The 17,777-nt window shown below is 63.0% G+C and carries 12 protein-coding genes and 1 tRNA gene; 8 read left to right on the top strand and 5 right to left on the bottom strand.

Annotated features, from left to right (window positions below):
• Positions 1-104: 104 nt before the first annotated feature.
• Positions 105-383: a hypothetical protein gene (locus AC1DBX_RS08605; RefSeq protein ID WP_476871766.1), complete on the bottom strand. Its 279-nt coding sequence runs from the start codon at positions 381-383 to the stop codon at positions 105-107.
• A gap of 357 nt (positions 384-740) precedes the next feature.
• Positions 741-1,595 carry a LysR substrate-binding domain-containing protein gene (locus AC1DBX_RS08610; RefSeq protein WP_079550633.1) on the bottom strand — a complete coding sequence of 285 codons (855 nt, stop codon included), beginning with the start codon at positions 1,593-1,595 and terminating at the stop codon, positions 741-743.
• A 140-nt stretch (positions 1,596-1,735) separates the two neighbouring features.
• On the opposite strand from AC1DBX_RS08610, the gene AC1DBX_RS08615 reads away from it, so the two are divergent.
• A complete protein-coding gene (locus AC1DBX_RS08615; protein ID WP_476931544.1) occupies positions 1,736-3,133 on the top strand; it encodes an MFS transporter in 1,398 nt (465 codons plus the stop codon).
• 16 nt (positions 3,134-3,149) lie between these two features.
• Here the strand turns inward: AC1DBX_RS08615 and AC1DBX_RS08620 are convergent, their stop codons facing one another.
• The 3 genes from AC1DBX_RS08620 to AC1DBX_RS08630 all read right to left on the bottom strand — a co-directional run bounded on the left by AC1DBX_RS08620 (position 3,150) and on the right by AC1DBX_RS08630 (position 4,620).
• Entirely contained in the window at positions 3,150-4,310 is a 1,161-nt protein-coding gene (locus tag AC1DBX_RS08620; protein WP_476931545.1) for a N(5)-(carboxyethyl)ornithine synthase, read from the bottom strand.
• A complete protein-coding gene (locus tag AC1DBX_RS08625; RefSeq protein WP_018774018.1) occupies positions 4,307-4,456 on the bottom strand; it encodes a hypothetical protein in 150 nt (49 codons plus the stop codon). Before AC1DBX_RS08625 ends, AC1DBX_RS08620 begins: the two co-directional genes overlap by 4 nt.
• 90 nt (positions 4,457-4,546) lie before the next feature.
• Positions 4,547-4,620: transfer RNA gene (locus AC1DBX_RS08630), tRNA-Gly, on the bottom strand.
• A 720-nt stretch (positions 4,621-5,340) separates the two neighbouring features.
• Between AC1DBX_RS08630 and AC1DBX_RS08635 the strand changes: the two genes are divergently transcribed.
• From AC1DBX_RS08635 to AC1DBX_RS08665, 7 genes are all read left to right on the top strand, one after another.
• Positions 5,341-7,659, top strand: a complete 2,319-nt coding sequence (locus AC1DBX_RS08635) for a LamG-like jellyroll fold domain-containing protein (protein ID WP_476871764.1) — start codon at positions 5,341-5,343, stop codon at positions 7,657-7,659.
• Positions 7,660-8,308: 649 nt separating this feature from the next.
• Positions 8,309-9,886, top strand: a complete 1,578-nt coding sequence (locus AC1DBX_RS08640; RefSeq protein ID WP_476871763.1) for a sugar transferase — start codon at positions 8,309-8,311, stop codon at positions 9,884-9,886.
• A gap of 10 nt (positions 9,887-9,896) precedes the next feature.
• Positions 9,897-10,355 carry an FAD synthase family protein gene (locus AC1DBX_RS08645; RefSeq protein WP_476871762.1) on the top strand — a complete coding sequence of 153 codons (459 nt, stop codon included), beginning with the start codon at positions 9,897-9,899 and terminating at the stop codon, positions 10,353-10,355.
• 70 nt (positions 10,356-10,425) lie between these two features.
• The gene (locus AC1DBX_RS08650; protein ID WP_476871761.1) at positions 10,426-11,622 is read left to right on the top strand and encodes a DUF1972 domain-containing protein; all 1,197 of its coding nucleotides are present in this window, start codon (positions 10,426-10,428) and stop codon (positions 11,620-11,622) included.
• A gap of 173 nt (positions 11,623-11,795) precedes the next feature.
• Positions 11,796-12,419 carry a CDP-alcohol phosphatidyltransferase family protein gene (locus tag AC1DBX_RS08655; RefSeq protein ID WP_476871760.1) on the top strand — a complete coding sequence of 208 codons (624 nt, stop codon included), beginning with the start codon at positions 11,796-11,798 and terminating at the stop codon, positions 12,417-12,419.
• Positions 12,420-12,772: 353 nt separating this feature from the next.
• The gene (locus tag AC1DBX_RS08660) at positions 12,773-13,195 is read left to right on the top strand and encodes a hypothetical protein (protein ID WP_476931546.1); all 423 of its coding nucleotides are present in this window, start codon (positions 12,773-12,775) and stop codon (positions 13,193-13,195) included.
• 104 nt (positions 13,196-13,299) lie between these two features.
• Complete coding sequence (locus AC1DBX_RS08665; RefSeq protein ID WP_476931547.1) at positions 13,300-17,454, top strand: LamG-like jellyroll fold domain-containing protein; 4,155 nt, start codon at positions 13,300-13,302, stop codon at positions 17,452-17,454.
• Positions 17,455-17,777: the final 323 nt, after the last annotated feature.

The raw sequence follows: 17,777 nt of genomic DNA on the forward strand, positions 1-17,777 counted from the left end.
CGTGCTAAAACCCTGAAACCCAAAAAACACCGCCGCTGTGCAGGCACCATAAGGTGCGGCACGGCGGCGGCGTTTAACGGCCAAGGCGATAAGCGGAGTCGGGGCTAGCCGAAGTACCAGCCCGGCGGGACCCAGGAAGCGGGGACCGCGTGGGCGGAGAAATCGTCGCAGCCCGAGCAGAAGTAGGTGACCTCGCCGAGCTTGCTGACCGAGCCGTCCCGCCGGTGCGTTGCCGGGACGAAGGTCTCCAGGTAAATGAACTCGTCCGTGCCGCAGCGTTCGCAGTACGGGCTGGCCACATAATCGGACTCTGCGAGGGTAGCCGGGCGGATTCCCCGTTGGCCCGGGGTGGCCGCGTGCTGGGCCGCGGCTGAGTGCTGCATTCCGGCGGTCGAGTGGTGCATGGCCGCTGCGGGGTGGGCCGGCGCGGTTACCTGACGGGCGGACTTTGTCGCGTGGGCGGCGGGGGCGGGCAATCGGGGGTGATTAATGGCTGGCATCAATGGCGGCCTATCCCGAACGTTCCGACGCCAGCCACAGGCGCCAGCGACGGACAGCGTTCGTTTTTCGAATCGTTGTCGTGGGCCACTGCTTGACCTCGAACGGTGGATCTTAAGTAGTGTCAGGATAGATGAAGTACGTGCACCGTTCAATGGTCAAGTAAGTACTGCTCGGGTCCGGGTAGTCCGCCCCGTAGGTACCGTGACAGGATCAGCGCTGGCTGCGGGACCGCCCGCGCGTCAGGCCGGTCGCTTCAGGGTCCGGCCCACGATCGCCTGCGTCAGGGCATCGATCACCTCGGTATTGGCCAGCGGATTGCGGATGAGCGTGAAATCGACGTCGCCCACCGGCGGCAGATCGAAGCGGCGGGTGATGATTTTCAGATCCTCCGGCACCAGGGAGGAAGGCATTACCGCCACACCGATGCCGGCCCGGACGGCGGCCAGTACGCCGCTGATCTGGCGCGTGGTGCAGGTGATCCGCCAGGTGCGCCCGGTGGCCTCCAGGGCGTCGATCGCAAGCTTCCGGCTCAGGCTGGGGGAGGGGTAGGCGATCAGCGGGACAGGATCAGCCGGTTCCAGCACGGTCTGCTCCAGGCCGACCCAGGCGAAGGCGTCCTGCTGGACCACGGTTCCGTCCTTGGCCCCGGCCACCCATTTCACAAAGACCAGATCCAGTTGCCCGGCGTTCAGGCGCTTGTAGAGCTGGTCGCTTTGCCCGACCGTCAGCTCGAGGTTGATCTGGGGATAGATCTGCCGGAACTCCCGGAGGATGCGTGGCAGCCCGGTGATGGCGAGATCATCGGCCGTGCCGAAGCGCAGGCGGCCGCGCATGGCGGAGCCGGAGAAATAGCGGGCGGCGGAGTCGTGCGCGGCGAGGATGCTGCGGGCGAAGCCGGCCATGGCATCGCCGTTGTCGGTCAGGCGTACATCCCGGGTATCCCGGGCAATCAGCACCCGCTTGGCGGCGGTCTCCAGCTTGCGGACGTGCTGGCTGACGGTGGGTTGGGCCAGGCCGAGGCGCTCGGCGGCCTTGGTGAAACTCAAGGTTTCGGCCACGGCCAGGAACGAGCGGAGCTGGGCGGGTTCGAACATGGCGGTCTCCGGATCGGGTGCCGCATACCCTGCATTGCGTTTTGTAATGCGAGTTATGCGTGGAATAGGCTTCCATAATCTCTTGGGGCCAGCCTAGCGTTAAGTCCATTCCACTCACCCGCTCTTTTGAGGACTTTTCCGTGGCACCCCCTCCGCCGCTAGAGGCGAACGCAGCTTCCCTGCCGGACACCATCACCCAACCACTCGCCGTCGTCAGCCAGCCTCTGCCTTGGCGCCACACTTTCATTTCGCTCAAGGTCCGCAACTTCCGCATCTTCGCGATCGGGCACTTCGTCGCCGTCATCGCGCTCTGGATGCAGCGGATCGCCCAGGACTGGCTGGTGCTCCAGCTCTCCGGTTCCGTCACCGCCGTCGGCATCACCGTGGCCCTGCAGTTCCTGCCGTCCCTGTTCCTCGGCCCGTGGGCCGGCATGATGGCGGACCGCTTCGCGAAGCGGAAGATCCTCATGCTGTGCCAGTCGGTGGCAGCCGCGTTGGCCGCGGTCCTTGCCGTCCTGGCGCTCAGCCAGCGGATCGAGGTGGGGCACGTCTACGCGATCGCGCTGGTTCTGGGCCTCGTGACCGTGCTGGACCAGCCGGCCCGCCAGGTGTTCGTCAACGAGCTCGTGGGCCCCGGCTATCTGCGAAACGCGATCAGCGTGAATTCCACGATCTTCCAGCTGGGCGGCCTGATCGGTCCTGCGATCGCCGGGATCCTGCTGACCGCCGTGGGGGCCGGCTGGGCCTTTGCCGCCAATGCGGTGGCCTGCTGCTTCACGGTGGCCATGCTCCTGAGCCTGCGCAAGGACCAGCTGCATGTCAGCACCCCGGCCGCCAAGCGCCCGGGCATGCTGCGGGAAGGGCTGGACTATGCGCTCAGCAAGCCCACCATCTACTGGCCCTGGCTGATGGCCGGGTTCATCGCGGTGTTCGCGATGAGCCTGCCGGTGCTGCTGGCCGCGTTCGCGGACCACGTGTACGACGCCGGTGCCGGCGGCTACGGGCTGCTCAACACGCTCGTGGCCCTCGGCGCCCTGGCCGGCGCCATCACGTCGGCCCGGCGGCGCGCCCTGCGGCTGCGCTCCGTGGTGCTGGGCGCCGGGATGTACGGGCTCATGCTGTGCCTGGCTTCCCTGGCACCGTCCATGGCCTGGTTCGGCGCGGCCATGGTGCTGGCCGGATTCTGGTGCCTGATGTTCCTGACCGCCGCGAACCAGCTGGTCCAGGTCAGCGCCAACCTGGCGATCCGCGGGCGGGTCATGAGCCTGTACATCATGGTGCTGATCGGCGGCCAGTCGATCGGCGGCCCGATGATGGGCTGGCTGGCCGAGCACGCGGACCCGCACACCGCCGTCCTCGTCTCCGGCGGCGTCCCGGTGCTGGCTGCCGCGACCGTCGCCGTCGTCCTCGCCCGGCGCGGGCAGCTCATGCTCAAAGTGGACCTGAAAGACCGGCGCCGGCTGCTGCGGATCGTCCCGACCGATTTCCGCACCGAAAAAGGACAGCCGCTACGTGGATCCACGCAGCGGCTGCCCTGATTCGTCGCGGAAACCCCTAGAGCTCCAAGGGGCGGTGCGGGAACTCGGCTTCCCGCTGCTGGAACTGCAGCACATCCGGGTTCAGGACCACGCCGTCGCGGATTTCGATCGCGCGGCGGATAGTCTCGTTTCCCGCCCAGGCTTCGGGGCCGGACACCACGATCTCGAGGAACGGCAGCAGCGCCTCGCTGATTTCCCAGCTGGCGGAATTCCACAGATAGGACGGGCTGTGGTCCACGGCGTAGTAGTCGATGTGGTCACCCACTTTGAACATCGGCTCGGCGAAGGTGGTGGTTTTCGCCCAGCTGAAGCCCATGCCCTCGTCGCAGGAGACGTCCACGATCAGGCTGCCGGGCCGGAAGGCGGCCAGGTCCCCGGTGCGCAGGTAGGTCAGCGGCGCGTTGGGGTCCTGCAGCGTGCAGTTGACCACGATGTCGCTCGCGGCCAGGAACGGCGCCAGCGGCACGCGCCCGCGCTCGGTGATGACCTCGCTCAGGAACGGCGCCTCGCTGTCATGGTCGAACTGCGCGATGCGTACCGAGTGGATGGGAGAGCCAACGGCGGCAACACCGCGGTTGGTCAGCACCTGCACGTCATGGACACCGTGGGCATTCAGCGCCGTCACGGCGCCGCGGGCGGTAGCCCCGAAGCCGATCACGACGGCGCTCAGCCGGCGGCCGTAGTCTCCGGTGGAACCGGTCAGTGCCAGGGCATGCAGCACGGAACAGTAGCCGGCGAGCTCGTTGTTCTTGTGGAAGACATGCAGGCCGAAGCCGCCGTCGCTGGCCCAGTGGTTCATGGCCTCGAAGGCGATCAGCGTGAGTTTCTTGTCGATCGCCAGCTGGGTGACGGCCCGGTCCTGGACGCAGTGCGGCCAGCCCCAAAGGACCTGCCCGTCCCGGAGTTCGGCCAGGTCCTCGGGCTGCGGCTTGGGCAGGAGGACGACGTCGGCTTCCGCCAGCAGTTGCTGTCGCGGCGCGATGCGCCCCACGAGGGGTGCGAGCTCGGCGTCGGACCGGCCGAAGCGCTCGCCGTAGCCTTCCTCGAGGATCAACCGGTCCCGGATCTCCGGCGCGATGCGGTCCAGGTGCAGGGGGTGGATCGGGAGGCGCCGCTCGTCCGGTTTGCGTGTGCCGGCGAGGATGCCGAGCGTGAGGTAATTCGGTGAACGGGTCACTTCTTTTTGGGGCTCGCCGTCTTTGCGGCGGTCACTTTATCGAGGGAGCTGGCCGGCGCTGAAGCGGCCCTCTTGTCAGCGCGCTTTTCCTTAATGGATTTGCCGGATTTCTTGGATGCTGCTTGACGGGGGGATTTGTCAGCCATGATTGCTCCTGTAGCGGAACCGAAGAGGTTCCTGACTTCCGACGATACAGGTAGCAACCTAATAGGAGCCCGGGATGCTGTGGGGGCATTTGGAGCGGCTGACGGGAATCGAACCCGCGTATCAAGCTTGGGAAGCTAGCGCTCTACCATTGAGCTACAGCCGCAGTGGGACCGGCCTGAATTCCAGCCGTGAGTCCCGATCAACGAGGTTTACATTACCTCAGTCTGGCGCGCCAGCCGAATACACCAGTCCTGGCTGCGCGCAGAAACCGGAGGTATCCGGCGTGCCCGGCATCCTGTGGCACCGTGCACTGACATCGCAGCTGGTCTTTGTGCCGCGACGGCGGGGTGTTGGCATTCAGGCAAAGCAGGATAGGTAATTTTGCCCCCGATGCGGGTAAAGGGACGCACCCTAACGGCTGACTCCACGTGCTTCCTTCGAGTGGTCCGCCCATCCAACAGGGTAGTTGTCACTCGTGTGCACTGGAGGGCAATCCAATCTACTAGGAAGACCACAGCCGACCGAGTTGCTAGAAGGCATCAATATGTTTTGTCGTCGTCCATCGAGTCTTTCCTGCCGCCCCAGTGCGGGGCGGTCCAGGCTCGACCCCCGGGCGTTGTCCGAATCCGGGCCCCCGGGCCTCCTTCCGCTTTAGACAGAGGATCAGACCCGCGCCTGCTGGCCTCGTTTCTTCAACTGCAAATGCCTCTACCGAGGCCACATCAGGAGGAAAATCATGAGTATCGTCGAGGTATGCGGGAAGAATCCCGCGCGGCCGTGCGGGGACGGGAGTCACCTACCGCGCTCAACGAGGCAGGCGTTGTCGACGCACTCCGTCCTGCGCGCCACCCAAGGGGTGGTTGTCGGGGCTGTGGCTGTCGCCATGATGCTCGCGCTCGCGTTGTTGCCGGGTCCCGGCGCCTTGGCCGACACCGCGCCGTCAGATCCCGCCAACCCGGCCACGCCACCCACGGTCTCTGCGGACGCGTTGCCGACAGTGCAGATAGATGGTGTGGCGTGGCAGCAACTCGTCGTGGGCAACACTGTTTATGTGGTGGGTAGTTTCACGACCGCGCGACCGGCCGGTTCGGCTCCCGGGACCAACACAGTGGTTCGGAACAACATTCTGGCTTATGACATAACGACAGGAAATCTCAATACGACGTTCGCGCCGAGCTTGAATGCCCAGGCAAAGGCCATCACCGCAGCCCCCGATGGTTCCCGGATCTATGTCGCCGGCGCTTTCACCCAGGTCAACGGCGTGTCGCAGCCCTACGTGGCGGCGCTGAATCCGGCCACGGGAGCCCTGATCACGAGTTTTGCCCCGAAAGTGAATTCGCGCGTATACGCCCTGGCAGCCACGAACACTTCCGTTTTCATGGGCGGCTGGTTCAGCGGCGTCGGTTCTGTCAGCCGGTCCCGCCTAGCTGCGGTCCGCGCCTCAGATGCTGCGCTGCTGAGCTGGAATCCTGTGGTCGCGGGTGGAGACGTCAACAACATGGTGATCTCTCCAGATGGCACAAAGTTGGTCGCGGGCGGGAGCTTCACAAGTGTGAACGGATCGAGCAACCCGGGTTACGGCATGGCGGCCCTGAACACTTTGACGGGAGACCTATTGCCGTGGGCCGTCAACGGCCTGGCACGCAACGGTGGGGCCAACGCCTCAATCTATAGCCTTGCCACGGACGGAACGAGCGTTTACGGCACCGGCTATGTGTTCGGCTCGGGGGGCAACCTCGAAGGTGCATTCTCCGCCACCTGGAACGGAGGGGTGGTCAACTGGGTGGAAGACTGCCACGGAGACTCTTATGGTGTCTACCCCTCGGACACAGCGGTCTACGTCGTGGGCCACCCCCATTACTGCGGCAATATCGGAGGCTTCCCCGAGACCTCCCCTCGAACCCATCACCGCGCCCTTTCCTTCAGTAAGGCCCGAACAGGGACCATAACGACTGAACCGAGCACCAGCTACTTTAACTTTGCTGGCACCCCCCGGCCATCCCTCCTGCCCTGGTTCCCGGACATTGACGCCGGAACATTTACCGGCGCCAGCCAGGGCGCTTGGACTGTGACTGGAAATTCGCAGTACGTCATTTTGGGCGGAGAGTTTCCCAAGGTCAACGGAACCCCTCAGCAGGGACTGGTCAGGTTCGCGGTCAAGAGCCTTGCCCCGAACAAACGAGGGCCCGTACTGACCGGCAGTGCCATGAACCCGACCCTGCTCTCTGCGAAACCCGGAACCGCTCGTGTGGGTTGGCGGGCAGACTGGGACCAGGACAACGAGAACCTGAAGTATGAAGTCATCCGCGACGGCAATGAGGCCACGCCCATCTACACCAAAACCCAAGCGTCGACCTTCTGGAATCGGCCGGCAATGGGGGTCGTGGACTCGGGCCTCGTGCCAGGATCCACCCACAACTACCGCATCAAGATCACGGACCCGCTAGGCAACGTGACCAGGTCAGACAATGTCAACGTGACTGTGGCCTCGGCAAGTCTGAGCGCGTATGCCCAAGGCGTACTCACGGATGGTGCCGGGAGTTTCTGGAGGCTCGGAGAGGCAAGCGGTAACACTTTCGCCGACTGGGCCGGATGGGCAGACGCCGTCGTCGGCCCAGGCGTTACCAGGGGCACGCCGGGCGCAATTGTGGGGGATGCGAACACTGCGACGACGTTTAGCGGAATCGCAAGCGGATTCGCATCCACGCAGACGTCAATCCCCGGGCCCAGCGTGTTCAGCGCGGAAACCTGGATCAAGACGACCACCACGGCCGGCGGCAAGATTCTAGGCTTTGGCGACAGATCAACGGGAACATCCATTAAATATGACAGGCACGTCTACATGGACAATTCGGGCAAAATCTACTTTGGCGTAAACAACGGCGTGCGCAGGACGCTGAGTACCGCAAGAAGCTATAACGACGGCAACTGGCATCAGATCGTGGCAAGCCTGGGATCGAGCGGGATGGCCCTCTACATCGACGGCGTACGGGTCATTCAGCGGACTGATGTGACACGCGGGCAGGACTTTGCAGGCTACTGGAGAATAGGCGGGGACAGCACCGCTAATTGGCCCGGCGTCCGGTCGAGCAACTTCTTCCAGGGTGTCATTGACGAAGTCTCGATTTACCCCGGCGTATTGAGCCCGGCGCAGGTCCAGAAACACTACGTCGATTCCGGTCGCACTCCAGTCACTCCATGAGTGCAAGGGAACGCCTAGCCTCTACAGGGCTTTGAACGACCTCCCGAATAACTGCCGCGTCCCACGGGCCCCTTAGGGCTCCCGTGGGACGCCGCTGCGTCTGCGCCGTCGCGTCTGCGTCCGACACCAACAGTCGCAGGCACCTGCCCGGTTCGGGATCTTGCCGACTGCACGCAGCTGATCCACACTCGTCCCCGCAGTTCCGGCCACGCCTATGAGGAACGGCCCTAACCGGGCCGAATCGACCGCTTGCGTCCCTGCGACGTACGGGTATTTCACTATCGCTTGTGGGTATTCGGTGCAGGTACTCAGCCAATCTAAATAAATCCTACAAGTGGTTACCCGGATGAATAGGGGTAGACCCCACTCGTGTGCAGGGCAGGTCCATCCCCTTGACTAGGGGGACCAAAGCCGACCGAGTCATTAGAAGGTCTCAGCATGTATGACCAGCAGCTTCAGTGGGTCCCCCCCGGTTTGTTCCTAATGGATGAGCCTCACCGGCAGAGCGCACGGGAAATGACGCTCTCGCACCGGCAGACGCCAGCCGCCGCCCTCCTGACCCGGCGCCGCACTTTGCCCCCGTTCGCAGCGCTCACTGCTGCGAATAGTTGCGGGTCGTCTAATCGGCTCAAGGAAATCGGCGGCGGGCATGAGTGACGTCAAGCACCGCCGGCTACTCCATGCGGGGATACGCCCCACGAACACTATCCGAACCCCGGCCCCGGCAAAAATTTCAACGAGGCCTCAGCACTCGGTATGGGATGACGAATCCCCTGCCGATATCGCCGTTCCCCGGAGTGCAGCCACCCGCCGGTGGAAAAAATTCTCCAATCATCTCCGAATCACTGATGCGACAGCGATTTTCATTTCGGTCGCCTCGGCTTACCTTTTCCGCTTCGGCGCCGAGGTGCCGGCGGCGGCCGAGTGGGACTTTGAAACCAGCTACATCGTGGTATCAATGCTGATCCTGGTCACCTGGATTGCAGTTCTGGAGATTTACTCCACCCGAGATAGCCGGACGTTTGGTGCAGGCGCAACTGAATACAAGAGGGTAGTTCAAGCCACGCTCAAGCTATTCGGTGTCCTGGCAGTAGCAATGGTCTTTGTCCGTTTCGATGTCGCACGAGGCTACTTTGCGATTGCCCTGCCCCTAGGGCTTGTGCTGCTCACCGGAAGCCGGTGGCTTTGGCGGAAGTGGCTGAACCAGCAGCGGAGCCGGGGCGAGTACCTCTCCCGAGTCATCGTGATCGGAGATACGCCGGACGTCGAGTACGTGATCAACCAGATCGAACTGAATCCGGCCGCCGGTTATCAGATTTCCGGTGTGGCTTTGTCCACCCTGGATAAGTCCCTGGAGCTGCGGCCTCCCTGGTACCGCATTCCGGTTCTCTCGACACTGGCTGAGATTTCACGGATGGTCAAAGTCGCAGGCGCGGATGCCGTCATCGTTGCGGGCCCGCTCCCTGGAGGCAGCAAGTACATCCGGGAACTGGGATGGAAGCTCGAGGCTACCGGAACGGAACTCGTCCTGGCGTCACGCCTCACAAACGTTGCCGGTCCGCGAATCCACTGGCGCCCTGTAGACGGATTGCCGCTGGTGCATGTGGAGCTCCCTCAGTACGCCGGCGGCAAGCACGTACTGAAACGCGTAGTAGATGTCGTGGCTGCCTCAGCGGCGCTGGTGGTTTTGTCGCCCCTAATGCTGATCCTGGCCGTCATCGTCAAGCGCGACAGCGCGGGTCCAGTCATCTTCCGCCAGGTACGTGCGGGCAAGAACGGCGTTCCCTTCCACATGTTGAAGTTCCGGACGATGGTTCAGGCCGCTGAAACCGACATCGACTCCCTGCGAGACCTGAACGAGGGTGCCGGCCCGCTCTTCAAGATCCGAAATGATCCACGAATTACAAAATGCGGGCAATGGATGCGTAAGTTCTCCCTCGATGAGCTGCCCCAGTTCTGGAATGTGCTGACCGGCGAAATGAGCCTGGTCGGTCCCCGGCCCCCGCTGCCTCTCGAAGTCCAGAGCTATGAGAAATTCACCCACCGCCGGCTGCTGATTAAGCCCGGGATAACTGGGTTGTGGCAGATCAACGGCCGTTCTACCCTCCCCTGGGAGGAGAGCGTCCGACTGGATCTCTATTACGTGGAGAATTGGTCGCTCACAGGCGACCTCGTCATCCTGTGGAGAACCTTTAGAGCCATGCGCAGTCCCGTCGGTGCGTACTGAAGGAGATGCTATGACCCCCCGAATCGGCTATGCAGCGGGCGCCTTTGATCTATTTCATGTAGGCCACCTGAATTTGCTGCGGCAGGCCAAAGCGGAATGCGACTTCCTGGTTGCCGGCGTTGTCACCGATGAGCTCCTGGTCAAGACCAAGGGCCGGCCGCCGATAATTCCGCTGGCAGAACGTTTGGAAATCGTTCGCAATATCCGATTTGTAGATGATGCGATTTCTGAACACCTCCCGCGCAAGATCGACACCTGGCGTTCCAATCCCTTCGACGTTCTTTTCAAAGGGGACGACTGGAGGGGCACGCCCAAGGGCTTGGAGCTTGAACGAGATTTCGCGGCAGTGGGCGTGGACGTTGTCTATTTTCCCTACACCGTGCACACGTCCAGCACAGCCATTCGCCGGACCCTTGAGCTCCTAAACTCCGACGCTCAGGGGTGGGTGCCCCTGCAAGGCATCCCCTAATTCAAAACGTCCGGGCCCCACGGGGCCAGCCAGCAGGTCTCTCTAAAACCACATAGTCCCGGGGGGAAAAATGAAACATAAAGCTGTTCGGAGTGCCGGATTACGTATTGCACTGGTCGGGACACGGGGTGTGCCCGCACATTACGGCGGCTTCGAAACCTGTGTCGAGGAAGTGGGGCGCAGGCTAGCTGAGCGCGGCCATCTGGTAACGGTCTACTGCCGCTCCGGCAACGGCATAGACTCCCGCGTCAAGGAATACGAGGGGATGCAGCTTGTGCATCTGCCGGCACTCCGCCGACGCTCACTCGAGACTTTGAGCCACACCGGATTGTCGGTGGCTCATCTGCTGTTCCGCAGGGCTGACGCCACAATCGTTTTCAATGCAGCGAACGCTCCTTGGCTTCCCCTTCTCCGGTTGGCGCGTATTCCAGTTGCCACCCACATGGACGGCCTGGAATGGAAGCGGGCCAAGTGGGGGACCATCGGGAAGCGGTACTACCGCTGGGCAGAGGGATTTGCCGTCCGGTTTTCCAATGCCCTTATTGCAGATGCAGCCGGGATTCGTGACTACTACCGCGCCACCTTCAATGCCGCCACCCAGCTGATTTCGTACGGCGCACCCTTACTTGCGCCCCGGGAGCCGGAACGTCTCGCGGGCATCGGCCTGTCCTCCGGGCAGTACCATCTCGTGGTGGCCCGGCTGGAGCCGGAAAACCACGTTCATATGATCGTTGAAGGCTATGTCCGGAGCGCCGCCAAGCTCCCCTTAGTCGTCGTGGGAACCACGCCTTACGGCCAGGAGTACAGCCAAAAGGTGAAGGATTCCGCAGACTCGAGAGTGCGATTCCTTGGCGGGGTTTGGGACCAGGAGTTGCTGGATGAGCTGTACGCCAACGCCTTGGTCTACTGGCACGGCCATTCTGTCGGGGGCACCAATCCTTCCCTGCTCCGGGCGGTCGGTGCGGGTACGGCGACCAACGCTTTTGACGTCAACTTCAACCGCGAGGTGCTGGAGTCAGCCGGCGAATACTTCCGCGACCCGGCCGACGTCGCACGGTTGGCCGAGGACTCTGAGGCGCGTCTCGCCGGAACCAGATCGAGAGGGAGCCAAGCCCGGGAAATTGCGGCGAAGTACGACTGGGACCTGGTGGCAGATCTTTACGAAACGCTGTGCTACGGGCTGGACTCCGGTGCCCTGACCCACGCTCAAAACAGCGAACCCCCTGCCGCCGCACGGGCGCAGGACGAAAGCCGGGTGGCATCGTGAGCAGGGTAGGAGCACAGCATGCTCGGACGTCACCGCCGCGGACCGGATTCAAGGGAACGCTCGCAGCGCTGGGATCCGCCCAGAAACCCGTAGCGGCCGGGGCCCCGCCATATTCCATCCTCGTCAACCGGCGGGCCGGCAGATTCGTCGCGGCAGCAGCGTATCGCGCCGGCATGTCCCCTAACCAGGTCACCGCGGTCAGTGCAACCTTCACCTTTGGCGGGATAATCCTGCTGGCCACGGCCGCCCCGGCTGGGTGGGTCGGGGCACTCGTCTGGGCAGCGCTGGCGCTGGGATACATCTTTGACTCCGCAGACGGGCAGTTGGCGCGGCTCCAAGGGAGTGGCTCCGTGGCCGGAGAATGGCTGGACCACGTCGTGGACAGTACGAAGATCGTCAGCCTGCACCTTGCCGTTCTCATCGCGGCCTTCCGCCATTTCCAGCTTCCCTCGGATGGATGGCTCCTGGTTCCGATTGGCTACGCCATCGTCGGAACCGTGTCGTTCTTTGCGATGATCTTGAACGATCAGCTCAAGGCAGCGGTGCTGCTGAAGTCCGGCCGCGCTGCCATCCCCAGGAAGTCGTCAGCGCTCAAATCTGCGCTCTTAGTCCCCACTGACTACGGAGTGCTGTGTTTGGTGTTCCTGCTGCTGGGGGCCCCGCTTGCCTTCTTCACGGTTTACAGCTTGTTCTTCGCGCTCAACGCAATGCATCTGGCAGTGGCTTCGACCCGGTGGTTTGGCGATATGAGAAGCCTCTCAACATCCAAATTGGTCTCAACTCGGAGCGAATCATGAACAACAGCACGAATACTGCAGAGGGCCGTCCCCTAGACAGCCGGCGGAGAGTCCAGTTCCTGGTGATCGGATTTCTCCTGACCGTGTTCCTGATAGGAGCCATCATCTGGGGGACCAGCCAGTCCTCCAACAACCGTCCCGCGGGTCTAGCTGGCTCCTCAACCGGGGTTGTTGCGACGCCGACGCCGACGCCGACGCCGACACCGACAGCGACTCCGACGGAGACGGCAATGCAATCCTTGCCGGGCGGCACAACTGCCCCGGCCTCGCCGGCTTCCGCGCCGGCCCCGGAGCCGACGGCGGCCAGCCCGGCTCGTGCGCCCGCGACCGGCAGCGACGCGCAGCTTGCCAACGTGGACCAGCCTGTCGCGCCGCCGGTCCCGCTGGATCAACCAGCATCCATACGGGAAGGCATCACCGCCGAGATCAACGAGTTTGAGAGCGTCCAGGGACAGGCTCAAAAAGCCGGTGAGGTCGCCGGCCCATCCCTCCGGTTCACCGTCACTCTCCATAACAGCACGGACCGCCCCCTTTCGACGGCGGACGTCGTAGTGAACGTCAGCGCAGGTGCGGAGGATCTGCCTTCCATCACGCTCAGTGGGCCTGATGTGTCCGAATTTCCCCCCACGATCGCCCCCGGGGAGTCCGGCTCGGCCACGTATGTTTTCCTGGTTCCCGTAGACCAACGGGACAAGGTTCGAGTTCTCGTGAATTTTCAGGTTGATTCGCCTATTGCGGCATTCGAAGGTGCCGCACCGACAGAAGGTAAGCCATGATCGAACCGTCCAGTCCCCAACCCGTTCCAACAAACCGCTCTCGACGCCGGCCCGGTAACGGGCCTAGGAAGCTTGGCGCCGTCCTGCTCGCTTCCGCGGTTGCTATGTCGATGGCCCTGGTCGCGGCTCCTCCCGTTACGGCCGACACCGCTCCTCTTGATCCCGCCAACCCCGCCACACCCGTCACCGTCTCGGCGGATGCTTTGCCCACGGTGCAGATCGATGGAATCGTCTGGCAGCAGGTCATCATCGGCAACGTGGCCTACGCGGTAGGACAATTCAACACGGCCAGGCCGGCCGGCGCCGCACCGGGAACAAACACCGTCGCCCGGAACAATATCCTGGCCTACGACGTGACAACCGGAAATCTGATTACGACATTTACCGCCAGCCTGAACGGCATGGCGAAAACCATTGCGGCTTCACCAGACGGATCCAAGCTCTTCGTCGGGGGCGCCTTTTCGCAGGTGAACGGCGTAGCACGGCCCTATGTAGCTGCGCTGAACCCCACGACTGGTGCGCTGATCACGTCTTGGGCGCCGAAAGTTAACTCGCGTGTGGTGGCTCTCACGGCATCCAACAACGCCGTCTACATGGGCGGGTGGTTCAGCGGCGTCGGATCGGTCAGCCGCCCCAAGCTGGCCGCAGTGTCGACGTCAAACGCTACCCTGCTGAATTGGAACCCGGTCCCGGCCGGCGGCGACGTCAACACGCTGCTCGTTTCACCGGATGACTCCAAGGTTGTAGTGGGGGGCGGCTTCACCACACTCAACGGTTCGAGCAACCCCGGCTACGGCCTGGGGGCAGTCGATACTAACACCGGCGGGCTGTTGCCGTGGGCCGCGAACGGCTTGGTGAGGAACGGCGGGCCACAAGCAGCCATCCTCAGCCTCGCCAGCGACGGAACAAGAGTTTACGGAACGGGCTACGTGTTTGGCAACGGCGGGAACCTGGAGGGAACATTTTCCGCTGACTGGTCCGACGGTGCCATCAAGTGGGTCGAGGACTGCCACGGCGACACCTATGGCGTCTACGCATCCGATACAGCCGTCTACACCGTAAGTCATGCCCATTACTGCGGAAACATCGGCGGTTTTCCCCAGACGTCGCCAAAGTGGACATTCAATCATGCACTGGCGTTCAGCAAGGCAGCGACGGGCACTCTGACCGATGATCCCTATGGATACTTCAATTTTGCCGGGAATCCCTCGCCGTCTCTCCTTCAGTGGTACCCCGAATTCGCCGTCGGCACGTTCAGCGGCGCATCCCAGGCCGCCTGGAACATCACCGGCAACAACCAATACATCGTCGCGGGCGGCGAGTTCCCAAGCGTAAACGGAAAAGCCCAGCAGGGCCTGGTCCGGTTTGCAGTCAAGGGCATTGCGCCAAACAAGCAGGGCCCGGTGGTCACAGGCGCCGCCTTCAACCCGTCCGTTATCAGCACCGCCACCGGAACGGCGCGGGTCAGCTGGCAGGCGAACTGGGATAAGGACAATCAAAACCTGAGCTACCAGCTCATCCGTGACGGAAAGACTGCCACGCCGATCTACACCAAAACACAGGAGTCCGACTTCTGGCGTCGGCCGGGCATGGGATACATCGACACGGGACTGGCGGCCGGATCCACCCACACATATCAGATCATCGCCACCGATGCCTTCGGCAACACCGCGAAATCGAACGCCGTCAGCGTCACCACAGCCACGGCCGGGAGCGTCAGTGACTATGCCCGTGGCGTTCTCGACGACGGTGCGGCTGACTACTGGCGGTTGGGCGAAGGCAGCGGAGGGACCGCCGTAGACTGGGCCGGCTGGAGCGATATCAGCCTAGGGACCGGCGCAACACGCGGAACCGCCGGCGCCATCACCGGGGACACGAACGCTGCAACCACCTTCGACGGAACGAATACCGGGTTCGGGGCTACCCAGACCCAGATCCAAGGCCCGGACACGTTCACGGCCGAAGCGTGGTTCAAGACCACAAGCACTTCAGGAGGCAAGATACTCGGCTTTGGAAATAGCCCGACAGGACAGTCCGGCAGCTATGACCGCCACGTCTACATGGACAATGCAGGACGGATCATCTACGGCGTCTACACCGGAAACACGGAAACCCTGCAAAGCTCCGCCGGTTTCAATGACGGGCAGTGGCACCAAGTCACCGTCAGCCTTGGTTCTAACGGAATGGTGCTATATGTCGACGGAAAGCGAATTGCGAAGCGCGCGGACGTGACCAGCGGACAGCCCTACACCGGGGTCTGGCGGATCGGTGGCGACAACCTCAACGGCTGGCCGTCGCAGCCCGCAAGCAGCTACTTCCAGGGAAGCATCGATGAAGTAAGCATCTACCCGACCGTACTGGGGCTGTCCCAGGTCCAGAACCACTTCCAGGCCTCCGGCCGCACCCTTAACCTGCCCACTGCGCCTGTAGACAACTACGGCAAGGCAGTGTTCCAGCTCAACCCGGACCTGTACTGGAGGGTGGGCGAAACTACGGGAACGACGGCAGCCGACAGCGGTGCGGTAGGCAATACAGGTACCTTCGTCAGCGGAACGAGTCTGGGACGCCCAGGGGCGCTCGCAGGAGTGACTAATACCGCCGTCGAATTCGACGGCTCATCCGGCTTGCTCTCGTCCGACGCCCAGTTCTCCAACCCCACGGTTTACACGGAGGAGCTGTGGTTCAACACAACCACCACCAATGGCGGCAAGCTGATCGGTTTCGGTGGTTCCCAGACCGGACTCTCGGGCAACTACGACCGGCACGTCTACATGGAGAACAGCGGACAATTGACGTTCGGCGTTTGGACAGGTCAAGCCAACACCATTACGACTCCACAGCCGTACAACGACGGGTCGTGGCACCACATGGTGGCAACCCAGTCGTCGGACGGGATGAAGCTGTATGTGGATGGCCAGGAGGTCGGTTCCAATCCGCAGGCCGAGTCCCAGGCCTACAACGGCTACTGGCGTGTGGGTGCAGATACGACGTGGGGACCGCAGCCATACTTCGCGGGAGCCATCGACGAGGTGGCCGTGTACTCCACGGCGCTGAGTTCCTCCGACGTTTCGGCTCACTACGCCCTGGGTGCAGGCACCACGCCTGTCAACCAGTCTCCGGTGGCTGCCTTTAGCTCGGCTGTGGCGGATCTGACCGCGACGCTGGACGGGTCGGCGTCGGCAGACCCGGACGGCACGGTTGCCAGCTACGCCTGGGACTTCGGCGATTCCTCGCCGGCCGGGACAGGGCGGACTCCGTCGCACACATATGCAGCGGCGGGAACCTATCAGGTCAAGCTGACGGTRACGGATGACAAGGGAGCGACAGGGCAAGTGACGCAAGCAGTAWCGGTCGCCGCGGCCAACCAGTCTCCGGTGGCTGCCTTTAGCTCGGCTGTGGCGGATCTGACCGCGACGCTGGACGGRTCGGCGTCGGCAGACCCGGACGGCACGGTTGCCARCTACGCCTGGGACTTCGGCGATTCCTCGCCGGCCGGGACAGGGCGGACTCCGTCGCACACATATGCAGCGGCGGGAACCTATCAGGTCAAGCTGACGGTAACGGATGACAAGGGAGCGACGGGTACCGTCAGCAAGTCCATCACGGTAACGGCTCCTGCCAACCAGCCCCTGGCTAAGGACGACTTCGGTCGGACAGTTGCCGGCGGCTTCGGGCAGGCGGATGTCGGAGGCAACTGGACGACTCCGTCCGGTGCGAGCAACTATTCGGTCGCCAATGGAAATGCAACGATCAACAACGCTGCGGGAGCTACTCGAAGCGCATTCCTGAATGCGGTTTCTGCGGCCTCGGCCGTGACGCAGTTCGATGTATCCCTCGACAAGATCGGAGACGGTGGCGGGACCTTTGTCTCGGTGATAGGCCGTAACGCCGGCAGCTCCAACGACTATCGAGCCAAGCTATGGATTTCCAGGACCGGAGCCTTGACTCTGTACCTGACCAAAACGGTTGCAGGGGCGGAAACCATCCTTTCGACCAGGACCCTCGGGCTGACGTACAACATGGGAGATTCCGTGCGGATCAAAATGGCCGTGACCGGAACGTCGCCCAGTACTTTGAGCGCTAAGGCCTGGAAAACCAGCACCGCTGAGCCGGCAGCATGGAGCCTGACCGCGACCGACTCGACGTCGGCGCTCCAGGTCCCTGGCTCCGTCGGCATACTCAGCTACGTGTCGGGGTCGAACCTCAACGGCCCGGTAAAGGTGACCCTGCGTAACTGGCTTACCAGCAGGGAGCCCTAACTCCTGGCGCGACACGGCCGGGAACGCCGGCGGAGAGCCCCCTTGGGCGTGGTATTAATCACATTCAAGGGGGCTCTCCGCCGTCGGGGCGGGACTCGCGCGTGGTCGGCGTCACCCGCGTCAGGACTCGCGTCTGGCCGGGGGGACCCCAAAGGGAGCGCAATTGAGGTGACCCGACACACCGCGCCTCAAGGGGGAACAAACTCGTAGTGCTGGTTTGACACGCCGTCGCACCTTCCCCGATGCTGTAACGGCAAAAGTTATCCAGTCGTTACGTTGCGGTAGAGCGCAAGCTTGGGCGGCCCCTCAGATCTAAGGAACAA

This window comes from Arthrobacter sp. 10N44_2 (assembly GCF_056394385.1).

Bases quoted from the DNA above. Each gene is read 5' to 3' on its own strand.
- AC1DBX_RS08625 (WP_018774018.1), bottom strand. From the start codon at position 4,456: ATGGCTGACAAATCCCCCCGTCAAGCAGCATCCAAGAAATCCGGCAAA.
- AC1DBX_RS08610 (WP_079550633.1), bottom strand. From the start codon at position 1,595: ATGTTCGAACCCGCCCAGCTCCGCTCGTTCCTGGCCGTGGCCGAAACC.
- AC1DBX_RS08645 (WP_476871762.1), top strand. From the start codon at position 9,897: ATGACCCCCCGAATCGGCTATGCAGCGGGCGCCTTTGATCTATTTCAT.
- AC1DBX_RS08635 (WP_476871764.1), top strand. From the start codon at position 5,341: ATGATGCTCGCGCTCGCGTTGTTGCCGGGTCCCGGCGCCTTGGCCGAC.
- AC1DBX_RS08605 (WP_476871766.1), bottom strand. From the start codon at position 383: ATGCAGCACTCAGCCGCGGCCCAGCACGCGGCCACCCCGGGCCAACGG.
- AC1DBX_RS08650 (WP_476871761.1), top strand. From the start codon at position 10,426: ATGAAACATAAAGCTGTTCGGAGTGCCGGATTACGTATTGCACTGGTC.
- AC1DBX_RS08655 (WP_476871760.1), top strand. From the start codon at position 11,796: ATGTCCCCTAACCAGGTCACCGCGGTCAGTGCAACCTTCACCTTTGGC.
- AC1DBX_RS08640 (WP_476871763.1), top strand. From the start codon at position 8,309: ATGAGTGACGTCAAGCACCGCCGGCTACTCCATGCGGGGATACGCCCC.